General features: G+C 62.3%; 12 protein-coding genes and 1 pseudogene. 4 read left to right on the top strand and 9 right to left on the bottom strand.

The genetic code is table 11. The features are described 5' to 3' along the window. Positions 1-43: 43 nt before the first annotated feature. Positions 44-2,041, top strand: a complete 1,998-nt coding sequence (locus CXF97_RS09650) for a pilus assembly protein TadG-related protein (RefSeq protein ID WP_101158289.1) — start codon at positions 44-46, stop codon at positions 2,039-2,041. Here the strand turns inward: CXF97_RS09650 and CXF97_RS09645 are convergent. Together CXF97_RS09645 and CXF97_RS09640 are read right to left on the bottom strand one after the other, a co-directional pair. Then, positions 2,026-4,788 (bottom strand): ATP-binding protein, encoded by a 2,763-nt coding sequence (locus CXF97_RS09645; RefSeq protein ID WP_101158287.1) that lies wholly within the window; start codon positions 4,786-4,788, stop codon positions 2,026-2,028. The two genes, CXF97_RS09650 and CXF97_RS09645, sit on opposite strands and share 16 nt — an antisense overlap. After that, the gene (locus CXF97_RS09640; RefSeq protein ID WP_101158285.1) at positions 4,785-5,231 is read right to left on the bottom strand and encodes a TadE/TadG family type IV pilus assembly protein; all 447 of its coding nucleotides are present in this window, start codon (positions 5,229-5,231) and stop codon (positions 4,785-4,787) included. The genes CXF97_RS09645 and CXF97_RS09640 overlap by 4 nt, the downstream gene beginning before the upstream one ends. A 74-nt stretch (positions 5,232-5,305) precedes the next feature. Here CXF97_RS09640 and CXF97_RS09635 point away from each other — a divergent pair, with 74 nt between their 5' ends. The 3 genes and pseudogenes from CXF97_RS09635 to CXF97_RS28415 all read left to right on the top strand — a co-directional run bounded on the left by CXF97_RS09635 (position 5,306) and on the right by CXF97_RS28415 (position 7,826). Further along, positions 5,306-5,776, top strand: coding sequence for a prepilin peptidase (locus CXF97_RS09635; protein WP_101158283.1), 471 nt, complete (start codon positions 5,306-5,308; stop codon positions 5,774-5,776). A gap of 106 nt (positions 5,777-5,882) precedes the next feature. Continuing rightward, on the top strand, positions 5,883-6,662 hold the full coding sequence (locus CXF97_RS09630; protein ID WP_371918376.1) for a response regulator: 780 nt from the start codon (positions 5,883-5,885) through the stop codon (positions 6,660-6,662). Positions 6,663-7,463: 801 nt separating this feature from the next. Then, a pseudogene (locus tag CXF97_RS28415) lies at positions 7,464-7,826 on the top strand (DUF6124 family protein). A 105-nt stretch (positions 7,827-7,931) separates the two neighbouring features. Here the strand turns inward: CXF97_RS28415 and CXF97_RS09620 are convergent. Genes CXF97_RS09620 through CXF97_RS09590 form a run of 7 tightly spaced genes read right to left on the bottom strand, consistent with a single transcriptional unit; the run spans position 7,932 to position 14,418 of the window. After that, complete coding sequence (locus CXF97_RS09620; protein WP_101158279.1) at positions 7,932-8,204, bottom strand: DUF3613 domain-containing protein; 273 nt, start codon at positions 8,202-8,204, stop codon at positions 7,932-7,934. Positions 8,205-8,214: 10 nt separating this feature from the next. Beyond that, complete coding sequence (locus CXF97_RS09615; protein WP_101158277.1) at positions 8,215-8,937, bottom strand: tetratricopeptide repeat protein; 723 nt, start codon at positions 8,935-8,937, stop codon at positions 8,215-8,217. A 23-nt stretch (positions 8,938-8,960) separates the two neighbouring features. Beyond that, positions 8,961-9,845: a type II secretion system F family protein gene (locus CXF97_RS09610; RefSeq protein WP_101158275.1), complete on the bottom strand. Its 885-nt coding sequence runs from the start codon at positions 9,843-9,845 to the stop codon at positions 8,961-8,963. Between the two features lies 1 nt (position 9,846). Beyond that, positions 9,847-10,731: a type II secretion system F family protein gene (locus CXF97_RS09605; protein WP_101158273.1), complete on the bottom strand. Its 885-nt coding sequence runs from the start codon at positions 10,729-10,731 to the stop codon at positions 9,847-9,849. 17 nt (positions 10,732-10,748) lie between these two features. Then, on the bottom strand, positions 10,749-12,017 hold the full coding sequence (locus tag CXF97_RS09600) for a CpaF family protein (RefSeq protein WP_101158271.1): 1,269 nt from the start codon (positions 12,015-12,017) through the stop codon (positions 10,749-10,751). Continuing rightward, positions 12,014-13,204: a pilus assembly protein gene (locus CXF97_RS09595; protein WP_101158269.1), complete on the bottom strand. Its 1,191-nt coding sequence runs from the start codon at positions 13,202-13,204 to the stop codon at positions 12,014-12,016. The genes CXF97_RS09600 and CXF97_RS09595 overlap by 4 nt, the downstream gene beginning before the upstream one ends. Beyond that, positions 13,201-14,418, bottom strand: coding sequence for a type II and III secretion system protein family protein (locus CXF97_RS09590; RefSeq protein ID WP_101158267.1), 1,218 nt, complete (start codon positions 14,416-14,418; stop codon positions 13,201-13,203). The genes CXF97_RS09595 and CXF97_RS09590 overlap by 4 nt, the downstream gene beginning before the upstream one ends.

Genomic DNA, 14,418 nt, shown 5'->3' with positions numbered 1-14,418 from the left:
CACGCAGGTCGCGCTAGGCCCTGCGCCGGCAAAGGAGTGCGTCATGTCGCCAGGATCGCAAGGCAACGGCCCGGCCCGGCAACGCGGGGCAATCGGCTTGATGGCGGCTGCCACCCTGAGTCTGGCGCTGGTGATGATGTTGCTGGTGGTCGACAGCGGTCGCTTGTACATGGAACAGCGCAAACTGCAGCGGGTGGTGGATACCGCCGCCCTCGAAGCGGTCAGTCGCGGCGGCAATTGCCTGCCCGGGCTGACCGCCGCCACTTACGCCGGGCAAAGTGCACTACGCAATGGCTACCTCGTCGACGCGAACAACAGCCTCGCCACCACCTGCGGCACGCTGGCCACTGCTGCCGGCGGTGTGCGCAGTTTTACCGTCGATACGACGCAATCAACCGCCGTCAAAGTCGCCGCCAGCCGCACGGTCACCAGCAGTTTCGCCCGGGGTGTACAGGCGCTGTTCAGCGCGACACCGGTCAGCCTCAATACCACGCTCACTGCTTCGGCGGTGGCCGCCAAACCGCAGCCGACCATCGCCCAGCTGAATATTCGCAGCACCCTCGCCAGCATCGACACAGCGCAGTCGAATATTCTCAACCCGCTGTTTTCCGGGCTGCTCGGCGGCAACGTCAACCTCACGGCGGTGGGCTGGGACGGCTTGCTGCACACCGATATCAACCTGCTCAAATACCTCGATCAACTGGCCATCGACCTCAACGTCGGTGCCGGCAACTACACGCAATTGCTCAACACCCAAGCGACCGTGACGCAGTTGATTCAGGCCGCAGCGACGGTGGTGCAACTCAACGGCGCGACTGCGCAAGTGGTCACCGCGCTGGGCCAGTTGCAGGTCGCTGCGATCAACGCGGCGCCGGTCAGACTCGGCGAGATTCTGCAACTGCAAACCGGCACCACGGCGGCGGGGCTGGATGCCAATCTGCAATTGCTGCAACTGGTGCAGGGTGTGGTGCAACTGGCCAACAGCAAAAGCGCGGTGGCGGCGACCTTGCCGGTCAATGTGCTGGGGCTGGCCGGTGTCACGGTGCGGGTGAAGGTGATCGAGCCGCCACAGTTTTCGGCGATTGGCGACCCGGCGCGGGCCAAGGCCAACCCGTTGGGACCCGATCGGATTTTTGTGCGTACGGCGCAGGTTCGCACGCTGCTGTCGGTCAACTTGCCATTGCTTGGCGGGGTGAGCGGGCTGACGAATGCCGTCGCCGGTCTGGTCGGTACCTTGACGCCGACACTCAATGCATTGCTGAGCCTGAACCTGGTGGACACGCTCAATTCAGTGTTCTGTCTGCTGGGCGCCGGTTGCCAACAGCTCGATCCGAAGCTGCTGCCCTCACCGCAGATCGACATCGCGCTGGATGCCGGCGGTGCGAAAAGCTATGTCACCGATTACCGCTGCCCGACCAGCGACAGCGGCAGCAAAAGCCTGACCGCCACCACCTCCAGCTCTCTGGCTTACCTCAAGCTCGGCAGGATCGATCCCGTCGCGGCGTTCTCTTCAGTCGCTGAACCCACCGTGGCGCCGTTGCCGCTGGTCGATCTCGGCATCATCACCTGCCACAAGATTCTCGGCTTTGGCAGTTGCGATGCCGCCTCCCGCGTCCAATACGGCGCGGGCGGCATCGCCATCAAACTCGACACCAGCGTCGCGCAGACCACGCAGAATCTGCTGTTCTCCAGCACCACACCCTTCGCCACCCCGGCCAATCTGAAACTGCCACCCAGCGTGCTACCGGCCGCGCCGACCAGCAACATCGTCGGCAGCCTGGCGAACACCCTGTCGGGCATCAACCTGATCGTCTACAAACCCGTGGGCAGCAACCCGCTGGGCGCTGTCGTCACCGGTGTGGCTTCGTTGATCAGCGACGTCAGCAACCGCTTGTTGCCAGTGGTCACCGGTTTGATCAGTCCCTTGCTCGACCCGTTGTTGAACAATCTGCTCAAAGGCCTGGGCATCAATCTGATGAACACCGAGGTGGGCGCCAACATGACCTGCGGGCAGACCGGCAAGGCTTATCTGGTGATCTGATCATCCGTGGCAATCGGCAATTCGATGCAGAACCGTGCGCCCTCCGTGGAGTTGCGCACGCTCAATTGCCCGCCCATGTTGGCGATGATGCCGTAGCTCACCGACAGGCCCAGACCGGTGCCGACGCCAATCGGCTTGGTGGTGAAGAACGGCTCGAAGATCCGCTCCAGCAAACGCGGATCGATACCGCCGCCGTTGTCCTCGACCCACAGCCGCACGCTTTCCTCGTCGCGCTCGGCGTAGATCGAAATCCACGGCTTGAACGTTGAGTCGCCCTCGCGTTTGCCGAGCAGGGCGTCGCGGGCGTTGACCATCAGGTTGATCAGCACCTGTTCCAGCTGATCGACGTAACCGCGCACCTGCGCCTGCAAAGCGCTCTCGCGGATACGCAGATCGACACCTTTGCCGCGCATGCCTTCGGCCAGCAGCGACAGAGTGCCTTCGATGGCTTGAGCCGGGTTGAACAGCTGTTGTTCGATTTCCGAACGCCGACCGAACACGCGCATGTGGTCGACCACCTTCGCTGCGCGTTGAACCTGAGCGTCGATGCGGTTGAGTTTGTCGGTCAGGTAATCGACCTGCACGTCACCGTTGTCGAGGCGCTTGAGCACGTTGACGATGGCCATGCGCATAACGTTCAGCGGCTGATTGATCTCGTGGGCGAGGCCGGTGGCCATTTCACCGAGGGTGGCCATTTTGGCGCTTTGCGTAAGTTGCTGTTGCGAGCGGCGCACCTCGGTGTTGTCGCGGCCCACGGCTTGTACTTCGACCAGTTGGCCGCGCTCGTCGAATACGCCGCGATCCGACCAGACCCACCAGGCGTGTTCGCGTCCGGGCAATTGCAGGCTGATTTCGGCGGTGCTCACCGGATGTTTCGGGGTCAGCTGGTTCAGGCGCTGAACAAACGCGCCGCGTTGTTCCTCGGACATCCAGCCAGCCAGATCAATGCCGCGCAGTTGTTCCGGCGCGCATTCCAGATAGGTCGCCAAGGGTCGGTTGCCAAAAATCAGCGTCAGGTCCGGGCGATAGCGGCAAATCATCGCCGGCGAATCCTCGACCAGAATCCGGTAGCGCTCCTCGCTCTGCCGAACCTTTTCGGCGGCCAGCGTCGCGTCGGTGACATCAAGCCACAGGCCGACCGCCTCGATCGGCAGACCGAGATCGTTGCGCAGCAGTTTTGCTTCATCGAGCAACCAGTGATAGTCGCCACGGCTGTCGCGCAGACGATAACGCGCACGCACCGAGCCCTCGCGCAGCAACTGGCGGTTGCGCTGGAAATACAGTTCACGGTCGTCGCGATGGACGCGCTCGACCAGTGTTGCTGCATCGCAATCTTCCAGCGTCCAGCCGAGCAAGGGTTGCAGGCTGGCGCTGAAGAACGCTGGGATCAGCGCGCCTTCTTCATAACGCTGCACGTAGATCACCGCCGGCGAACTGGCGATCAGATTATCCAGCCGCGCGTGAGCGGCTGCAGCGCGCTGTTGTTGATTCTGGATATCGCTGATATCGAGCATGAATCCGATCAGACGCCGCTGTTCACCGGTGCCGCTGACCTGGCCCTGAATCCGGTACCACGTCGCTGCTGCGCCGACATCCGCGCGGTGCAGGCGCGCGCTCAGAGTCAGCGCTTCGCCCTGCCATTGCAGGGCGCGCAAGCGGCTGCGCAACTCGTCGCGGTCGGCAGGATGGAACAGCAACAGCCAGTCCTCCACCGCCAGCGTGCAAGTGCTGAGGCCGAGTGCCGAAGCCAGCGACGGCGCCACTACCATGTGCTCGTCGGCATTGATTTCCCACCAGCCGGCGCCGAGCAGGTTTTGCAGCGAGTCCAGGCGCTCCATCGATTGCCCATGGCGCTGCTCGCGCAAGCGGCTGAGCAGCGGCCCGGCCAGCGCGCCGACCAGGGTCAGCCAGTCGCGATCGGTCAGCCATGGTGCCACGCTGTCGACCGTATAAAACCCGCAAAGCAGCCACGCGACCACGCCCTGGTCATTGCTGTAGGGCACTGCGAAACCGTTGGCGTTGCCGAATGTGGCCTGTAATCGCGAGTGTTCATAACGGCCCTGCTGGCCCGCAAGACGTTGCGGCGCACTGCCGTTGAGGGTGTCCAGCGGCGTACCCAGCGGCTGGCCGTCCGCCCACAGTTGCGGAGCGTCGTGGCCACGAAACTGCTGGTGAATCTGCCAGCCCTGTGCCTGTTCATCCAGCAGCGCCACGGCGAGACAGGGGATATGCCAGCGCTGGGCGATGGCCTGCAACTGTTCGCCGAGCACTGTCGACAAGCGCGTCAGGCTGCACGTGCGCAGATGATCACTGATCTGCGCGGCAAGGGTCTGGCAGGCGTCGCGGTCGCGCGATTGCTGACGTTCGAGCAGCAGGTCGGCGATGTCGAGCAGTTGCAGTCGCCAGCCATCCTCCAGCGGCTGCACCCAGCCGCGCAGGTGCAGCGGCTGCTCATACAGGCCGGTGAAATCCAGATCAAGCAATTGCCCTTGCCAGTCTCGCGGCTGACCTTCCACGCTCAACAGGCTATGCGGCAGCAGATAGGCGCTGAGCGGCAGCGGCTGACCTTGGGGTTTGTGCTGGGCAAGCAAATGCCGCAGCGGGCCAGCGATCTGTAACACCTCGCCGTCGCCATTCAGATACAAATGCAGCCCGGTGGGCGGCGCGCCGAGTCGGTCCGGCAGCTCCAGAACAGCGCTGTGCGCACGCTTGAGCAAACGCCCGAAGAGCTTATCGCCGGCGGTCAAAATTGCAGGCTCGAGCGGGCAGTGAGGTGGGTGGGCAGATTGGGCACCGTGCCGATCCCGGGCAGCACCAGAAACGGCATGATCTGGTTGAGCTTGCTCACCGGGTAGTTGACGCTGACGGTCAGGGTGCCGCTACCCGCGTCGTACACCGAACTGGTGTCCGTTCCGACCACCAGATTGAGTGCCGAGGGCAGCCACCGCAATTGCTGGGTCAGCGCGGCATTCGCGGTATTGACCACTGCCGTCGAATAGTTCGGCGTGGTCGGGTCGACCGCAACACTGCGGCGCACCGCTTCGGCAGTGGCCTGGTTGAACGATTGCATCATCACGAAGGGCAGGCCGTAGCTGACCAGCCCGTAAAACACTGCGAAAAAGATGATGAACACCAAGGCGAATTCGATCGCCACCGCACCTTTTTGCGACCTGCGAAAGCCGTTTTTCATGCGTGCGTCTACCCTGACAGTCACTGCGTAGTATCAGCATAGAATCATTCAGCCAAAACGGACGGCTTTAGCGGATGCAGATTTCTCTGGTTCTGATCTGGTTGGCGATCTGCGCCGCGCAAGATGCCCGGCACCGGCGAATTTCCAATGCTTTGACGTTAGGCGTCGGCGCGCTTGCGTTGGTCTGGTTGTTGGCGACTGGCACGACTTGGCTGGGCGCCGACGCACAGCAGGGCGGGTGGGCCTGCCTGATCGCTTTGCTGCTGACATTGCCCGGTCACTTGCTGGGTCGCATGGGCGCTGGTGATGTGAAATTAATGACAGCCCTGGGCCTTGCGACGAACGGCGTATTTGTTCTCGGTGCGTTTATCGGCGCGGGCGTGGCCAGCGTGCTCTGGCTGCTGCTCGCGCCAAAACTCTGGCCTCATATGGGTCAAGGGCTTAGAGGGCATGTGCGCCATCTCACCCCGGATAAGTCAAAAAAGCTGCCATTTGCGCCGTTCGTGCTGATTGGAGTGGTGCTTTCGCTGCACTGGATCAGCTAGCTGCGGGCTGCCACTAGTCCTATGTACATAGCCGGAAAGTGGGTCTACTTTCAATTCAGGCGAATACGCCACCAAAGTGCAGGAATCGTCAGCGTTGGCCCGAGCAATGGAGTGGTTCGTGAACAAGCCTAATGCAGTAAAAATCCTCGTGGTCGATGATCAGCCGCTGATCGTCGAAGAACTGTGTGAGTTTCTTGAGAGCAGTGGCTACCGTTGCGTGCCGTGCGATTCGAGTCTTGAAGCGATTGAGCTGTTCAGAGCGGACCCGGACATCGGTCTGGTGCTGAGTGATTTGCACATGCCGGACATGGATGGCATCGAGTTGATCCAGGCGTTGCAGCGGCTGGCCGGCAAGCAGCGGGTGTTCGAGGCGATCATGCTCACCGGGCGCGCCGACAAGCAGGATGTGATCAAGGCGTTGCGTGCGGGGATTGCCGATTACTATCAGAAGCCGATCGATCTGGGTGAGTTGCTCGAAGGGGTGCAGCGTCAGGAATTGGCTTTGCAGGAGCGGCAGAAGAACTTGCACCTTGGGCACTTGAATCAGAAGTTGCAGTTCTTGTCCGAGTCCATTGATGACCTTTATCAGGATCTGGACAAGGTGCGGCGTTCGCCCGCGCCGCAGGTGAGTGATGGTGAGCCTGAGTCTGCCGAGATGCCGGCGGTGTTCAGTCAGTTGTCGCCGCGGCAGTTGGACGTGGCGCGGTTGGTGGGCAAGGGGCAGACCAATTATCAGATTGCCTGTGAGTTGGGGATTACCGAGAACACGGTGAAGCTGTATGTGTCGCAGGTGTTGCGGTTGACGCATATGCATAATCGGACGCAGTTGGCTTTGGCTTTGTCGCCCAGTGGATCTGCTGGGCGGCAGCGGGTTACGGCGCATTGACTTGGCGGCCTTTGGGCCGACCATGCTTTGGGGGGTTGGGGTGTATATCCGTTTCTTCGGGTGTTGCGGCTGGCGGTTTCGCCCTTACGGCGAGTCACTTTTTCAAACGCCGGAATGCCGGCCCAGCAAAAAGTAACCAAAAGGCTGTGCCCTGACGTTCGGCCCCTCGCTGGGGCTCGGGGTTCCTTCGCTCCGGGATCGATCCTGGCGCAGCGGCTACGGTTTGCTTCGCTGCACCTCCTTGCGCTGTGTCTGGCTGCGCCAGACGGTCGCTGCGCTCCCACGCCCGGATCAATCCCTCCACTCAGCCTGCCGACGGGCTCCCAGATCAAGATCAAAAGCGGTACTCGAGCTAACGCTCATCGTATGTAGGAGCTGCCGAAGGCTGCGATCTTTTGATTTTGCTTTTGCTTTGCTTTTCTGTGGGAGCGAGCCTGCTCGCGAAGGGGCCAGTCGGTTCGCCGATAGCTGAAGTCGTTTAAATCTGATGCGAGATAACCAGAACCTTCCCACAAGGTTTTCAGGTTGTCCGTCGGACGTCGGTTCACTAGTCTCTGGCTGTCGTCGAACCTTCGGCGATCGGGTGTGAGAACCCTGCTACTTATGGTCATCCAGTATCTGTGCACGCATAATCGCCGCCAGCTTGTCCGCTGTCTGCAATGTGTCATGGCGGCTGTGTGCGGGCAGACTTCGGTCTGGCCGGGTGTCCATAACCGGTATTCTCACCCCGCATACAGTTGCCACCTTTTGCCCCGTGAGAATGGCATTGGGTCGCACCGCAGATTTTGGAGAGCCGTTTCAATGGACAAACTGATCCCAGACCCACCCCCATCCCCCACCACCCCGCTCGAAGACGCCATGCGCGCCGACGATCTTGTGAAAAACCGCGAAGCGATAAAACGCGCGCTCGATTTCTATCTCTGCCCCGAACCCGCAAAACCGCATCCGCCCAGCACGCTGTTCATGGTGGCGCCCAATGTCGATACCGAAAGCCTGTTGGCGCATGCCTGTGAGTCGCTGGCGTAAGCGAGTGCCATGGCGAGTAATTTCGCTGGCGAGTTGAGCGGTTTTCAGCGCAGCACGGCGTTGGCCATTCAGCAGATCGTCATGCTGGCGGAATTGGCGGTAAATCGGGCGCTGGATCGGGTTGATCCGCAGCGCTGAAACCGCGTTATCGTTCTTCGCGAGCAGGCTCGCTGCCACAAAAAGCACGCGGTCGACTGTGGGAGCGAGCCTGCTCGCGAAGGGGCCTTCAAGGGCACCAACAAACTAATTCTTGCCCTCGATCTTCCCGCCCGCATCCGGATCATAAAAATCCGGAATCTCGTACCGGTATTTCTTCAGCCAGCGCTGCATCGCCAGTTCGCGTTCGGTGGCGGTGGCGCTTTGGGGTTTTGCTGAGGCGGCTTTGTTGCGGCTTTGCAGGACCAGCCAGCCTTCGGTTTCCTGTTGCTGGGCCGAGGCGGGGCCGGTGTCGATGGCGTGGGCGCTGAGGGGCAGTGTGAGCAGGGTCAGGTAGCACAGGCCTTGGCGAATGTTCATGGCTGTCTCCTTATTCGAGCGTCGGCGGTAGCGGGTCGATGAAGGCGGCGACGCGGTCGCCTGATGGGGTTTTGGCGCTGGCTGGCGCTTTGAGTTTCTCCGCGCGTTGCTGCGCTTCGGTGAATTGTTCCGGGGTCAGTTTCGAGCGGCTGACGATTTCGGCGGCCTGTGGCCAGTCGTTCTGGTAGAGCAGCAAAGTGACCATGTTCAGCGTCGCCAACTGATTGTTCTGGCTCAGTTCAATGGCGGTGAGGAATTCGAATTTCGCTTCGTTGAGGCGCAGCTGGTTGAGGTACACGACGCCGAGATCGTTGCGGATTTTCTCGTCGGTGGGCGCCAGACGGGCGGCGCGTTGCAGGTGGGCCTGGGCCTGGCCGTGGTCGCCACGGGCGGCGTAGACCTGGCCCAGGCCGTGTTCGGCCTGGGCGGTGAGGCAGCCGCCAAGCAGGCTGCGGTAGAGCGGCTCGGCTTCGCTGCGGCCGAGCTGGCGATAGACCTTGGCTTTGCGCAGGCGCACTTCGCTGAGGTTGTCCGGCAGGCTTTGCAGGTTGGCCAGGCTGGCGTGGAGCTTGCCGTCGCTGGCCAGATCATCGGCGAGGTTCAGCGACAGTTCCTGCTCCGAGGTCAGCTTGCTGCAGCTGGACGGCGACAGCAGCGAGGTCCACGGTGCCTGGCCGTCGGTGGCGCAACCGCTGAGCAGCAGCAGACTGGTCATGACTATCAGTACTTTCATCAAACGCTCTCCATGAGCCAAGGTCAGTTTGCGAACGCGCGGGCAATGGCGGTGAAGCCCGGGCCGGCCAGTACGATCAGCAGGGCCGGAAACAGAAACAGCATCATCACCACCGACATCTTCGCCGACATTTTCGAGATGTATTCCTGCAGCCGGGTCAGGCGACGGTCATCCAGCAGTTGCTTGAGCGCCAGCAACGATTTCATCGCGCCGCCGCCCTGGTGGATCAGTTGCTGGAGGATCACGCAGGTGTCGGTAAATTCGTCCACGGCGAGCATCACCGCCGTCTTGTTCAGCTCCTGCCCTAGTTCCAGACCCGAGTCGACGCGGTTGAGGATCAGGCGCAGTTCGCGCGTCAGTTCCGGCAGCAGTTTCTGCGCTTCGACGCTGAGCACGCGCAGCGCTTGTTCCACGGCCATGCCGGATTCGAAGAGGATGCGCAGCAGCGGAATGAACGTGGAGATTTCCACGGCGATGGTTTTCTGCCGACGGGCGGCGGCGTAGGCGAGCAGACGTTTGGGCAAGAGATAGCCGCCGCCCGCAGCGAACATCGGCGCCATCCAGCGATGGCTGGTCTGTGGGAAAAACACTTCCTGCAGAAAGATCGCCAACCCCAGGGCGAGCAGCGGCGTGCCGATCTGGCACGCGGCGAACAACGCGCGTTCGTTGGCACGGCGCCAGCCGAGGCGACCGAGCAAGGTCTGGGTTTCGCTGTCGATGCTCACCGAGCCCCGGCCGAAACGGCTGTTGCCCAGCGCGCGCAGCCAGTGGCCGAAACGGTTCTCCCGGACCAATTGGCCGTGCAAGCGCTGATGCACCTGTCGCACGCGGCGGCGCTCGGTGAGCAGGTGATTGCCCAGCAATAACAGCGAACCGAGCAGCAACAGCAACGCCGCGAGCCAGACCATCTCAAACGCTCCGCAGCATGCGCCACAGCGCCAGACTGCCGAGCACCTGCAACGCGGCGGCGCTAAGCAACATGGTCTGGCCGCTTTCGTCATTCCACATGCCGAGCATGTAGCCGGGGTTGGTCAGCATGAAGTAGCTCACCAGAATCAACGGCAGCAAACCCAGCACCCAAGCGGTCATGCGCGTTTCCCCGGTCAGGGCACGCAACTGCCGCGCGCCCTGGTCGCGCTCGCGGATCAGTTTGATCAGGTTCTCCAGCAGCTCACTGGCGTTGCCGCCGTAGCGGTGATTGACCTTCAGGCCGAGGGCGAACATGCGCAGTTCGTCCTGCTCGTAGAGTTCGGCAAAATCGCTGACCGCGTCCGGCAGGTTCACGCCCAGTTGCACGTTGCGCTGCACCCGGCCCATGGCGGTTTTCAACGGATCCTCGCTGGCCTCGATGCCGCCCATCACCGCATCGCTGAGCGTGCGCCCGGACTTGAGACTGCGCACGGTGTGGTCGAGCAGTTGCGGTAACTGCTCGATCATGCGGCGAATCCGCCGTTGGTAGCGAATGGCGATGTACAGCCGCAACGCCACGGGCGGGACGATCAGCATGATCAGCAAACCGATCCAGCTGGCGAGCAGAAACCCCAGGCCCATGGCCGCTGCCCACAGGCTCAGCCACACGCCGAAACGCTCGCTCGGTCGGCCCAGTCCGGCACGCAGAAACATGCGTTCCAGCCCGACCCATTTCGTCTGTTCCACGGCCAGTTGCGGTTGCCCGGCGGCCAGTCGGTTGAGGACTTTTTCCGTCGCGGTCTTGTGCAGACCTTGCAGGAACAGGTAGATCGACAGCCCCAGCAGTACCAGGCAGACAGCGATAAGAATGGTCGGTCCCAGCATCTGTGTGCTCCTCGCCGTCAGCCCAGGTGAGCGTCATGGCGCAGTTTGTCGCCGGCCGGGTTGATCGCCTCGCGCAGGAAGCCGAAACCCGTGCGGCGGTCGAGGCGGAACAGGGTGTTGGTGACGTAGACGTCCTCGCGAATCCCGACCACTTCCACCACTTCGCTGACGCAGCGCCGGCCATCGGGCATGCGCGTCAGTTGAATGATCACGTCGAGGGCGGCGCAGATCATCTGGCGCAAGGTGCGTTCGGCAATCGAGCGTCCGGTCAGGCCGACCAGCGTCTCCAGGCGCAGCAACGCATCCTGCGCATTGTTGGCGTGCACGGTGCTCATTGAGCCGTCGTGGCCGGTGTTCATGGCGGTGAGCACGTCGACCACTTCGACGCCACGGATCTCGCCGAGAATGATCCGGTCAGGACGCATGCGCAGGGCGTTGCGAATCAGGTCGCTGGCCTTGACCTCGCCGTGGCCTTCGGCGTTGGGCGGACGGGTTTCCAGGCGCACCACGTGCGGATGGCCGAGTTGCAGTTCGGCGACGTCTTCGATGGTCACCAGCCGTTCGTGGGGGTTGATCAACTGGCTGAGGATGTTCAGCAGCGTGGTCTTGCCGGTGCCGGTGCCGCCGCTGATCAGGACGTTGCAGCGCTTGCCTACGGCGTTCTGCAGAAATTCGAAAATCGCCAGATCGATGGTCTGCATCGCCATCAGATCAGTGCTGTTGAGCATGTCCTTGCGGAACTTGCGGATCGACAGGCACGGCCCGTCGAGGGCTATCGGCGGGATGATTGCATTGACCCGGCTGCCATCTGGCAGGCGCGCATCGACCATCGGCGAGGACTCGTCGAGGCGGCGACCGAGCGGCGCGAGAATGCGCTGCATGACCCGCTCGACGTGATGCGCATCGATGAAACGCAGATCGCTCTGATGCAGTACGCCGTCGCGCTCGATGAACACCCGGTGCGGGCCGTTGACCAGAATCTCCGTCACCGATGGGTCGCGCAGCAGCACTTCCAGCGGGCCGAAACCGGTGAGCTCATCGACGATTTCTTCGCCCAGGCGCTCCATCTCGTAGCGTGAGATCGCCAGGTGCAGACGCGCGATGTATTCGGCGACCTTGTCGGTGACGAATTGCGCCAGTTGCTGGCGTGAACCTTCGAGCAGGTTTTTCCCCGACTCTTCGATGGCGTCGATGATGTAGCGGTGCAGGACCAGTTTCAGGCCCTCGTGATCGCTGTTGCCGATCGCTCCGCGCGGCGTTGCGCCAAAGAGTTTTTCTGCGCTCATGAGAGGCCTCGCAGGCGGTCGAACCAGGTGACTTTCGGTTTGCTCAGACCTTCGGAACGCTTGGCCAGACGCTCGCCGAGGGTGCGCAGGCTCTGGGTGAGTTTTTCCCGCGGCGCCAGTTCAAACAGGCTGACGCCCTGGTTCTTTGCATTCAGGCGCACGTCGGGACTGAAGGCCAGCACGGCGATGACTTCCAGATTGAAGGTCTTGCCCAAGGTTTCCGAATCCGGCGCGACGTTGTTCAAATAACGATCAACCAACAGGCGCCCGTGCTCAAGCTTCATGCCTTTCTCGCGCCAGAGGTTAAGCACGGCGAGGTTGCGTCGACAGTTGAGTACGTTCTGGTCGGTGTACCACAGCAGCTTGTCGCAATGGCTGACGAAGGTGCGCAGCGCCTCACTGTCGGCCTGCCCGGTGAGGTTCACGACGATGTGCTGAAAGTGCTGACGCAAAGCGCTGAGCAACATGTACAGCTCGGCGGCACTGGTGGTTTCCAGCGGCTCATCAGTGTCGGCGTAGGCGAGAATGCGCAGGCCGTGTTCGGCGCTGGTGAAGGCGCTGTCGATCAGCGTGGTGTCGAGACGGCGCAGGTGACGCAGGGCATCGCCGAAGTGGAACGAGCTCTCCAGACCCAGCAGCGCCAGACTGTCGCCACGCGGCAGACCGAGATCGAGCAGCAGGGTCTGCTGGCCGCTTTTCTGCACCACCATGGCCATGTGATTGGCGATCAAGGCGCCGTCCGACGCACCTTGCACTCCATACAGCACAGTAAGACCACCGAGCTGCGTGTTCGGGGTGACCGCCGGCAGGCGTTTGCTCAGGCGCCGTACCAGTCCGGCGACTTCGCTGGACCGCGAGCCATAGGCGACAAAATCCCGCGCGCCGGCACGCATCGCATTGAGCACCAGTTGATTGTCCATGCCGTCGCCCAGGGCGACGATTGCCAGCATCGGCTTGGCTTCGAGCGCACCTTCGATCAGCGCACTTTGCGCCACGACGTGCTCGCGATCGAGGCCGACGAACACCAGATTGGCGAACGTCACGTCGACCAGTGCGAGCAGTTCATCGAGGCTGCCGGCCCCGGCGCTGACCACTTGGCCGAGCGGCGCAAGGGCGCTTTGCAGCCATTGCAGATCGGTGCTGTTGCGGGTGATGGCGAGGAAGGTCTGACTGAGATTCTGGTTCATTGCGACAACCCGCTGCGCTTGTCGAAGTTACCGTTCTCGAGGAAGAACATGCGATAGAAATTCGGGTCGTAGTTGCGCAATTTCTCTCCCGGCAACGACGGCAGCCGCGCGTCTGCCGCCAGTGGCTGGACCAGATGCGGGGTGACGATCATCAGCAGCTCGCGCTCTTCGCGCTTGATCTGCGAACCCTTGAAAAAAGCTCCGAGCACGGGAATGTCGCCCAGTCCGGGAAACTTGTTCACCTGCGAACTGTTGGTGGTACTGATCAAACCGCTGATGACAAAGCTTTCGCCATCGCCCAGCGACACGCTGGTGTCGGTACGGCGGATGGTCAGCGCCGGGACGGTGGTGCCGGCGATGTTCACCGCATTGGTGAAGTCCAGTTCGCTGACCTCCGGGGCGACCTTCAGGGCAATGCGGTCGCGGCCGATGATGGTTGGCGTCAGCGTCAGGCGGATGCCGAATTCCTTGTACTCGATCGACACGCTGTCGCTGCCGGAACTGGGCACCGGAATCGGGATTTCCCCGCCGGCCAGGAAGCTCGCACTCTGCCCGTTCAGTGCCACCAGACTTGGTCGCGCCAGGGTGTAGGCGAAGCCGCTGGTTTCCAGGGCGTTGATGATCGCCATGGTCTTGCCGCCGACCCAGGAGAAATTGAACAGCGAGTTATCCACCGGCAGGCGCGGCTGCGGCACGCCATCGATCGGTGGCAGCGTGCCGGGCGAGCCGAACAGGAAATTGCCGCGCGTGCCGATCAGCGACGCCGTGGCTTCCTTGAGTTTGGTGCGGCTGACTTCGACGAAGCGGATGTCGGTCTGCACTTGCGATGGCAGGGTCGGATCGTCCGACGGCACGCTGCTGGTCAGCGCCGTGGTCGCCGCGCCCTGGACAAAGACCATGGCTTGTTGCGGCTGCGCCGAGCAGGCCGTCCAGACCATCAGGCTGGTCGCGCCGGGGCCGACGCCCGTGAGCAAAAAGGACGAACCGCCATTGGCATGCACGTCGGCAATTTTTGGGTCGCCCACTGCCAGCCGAGTGATTGCCACCGGTGACTGCATGTCCTGCTGGAAGCCTTCACCGATTTCGATCACCGAGGGCAGGCGCGGCAGTGCCGAGCAGTTGCCCACCGCCGCGAAGGCGCTGTCCATCGTCAATCCCAACAACAGCAAGGCCCGGAGCGCCGGTTTCAAGGTCGGTCTGAGTCGACTCTGCAT

Origin of the sequence: Pseudomonas sp. Choline-02u-1 (assembly GCF_002836515.1) — a bacterium.
GTDB lineage: Bacteria > Pseudomonadota > Gammaproteobacteria > Pseudomonadales > Pseudomonadaceae > Aquipseudomonas.
This window is presented reverse-complemented; position numbering and strand designations above follow the sequence as displayed.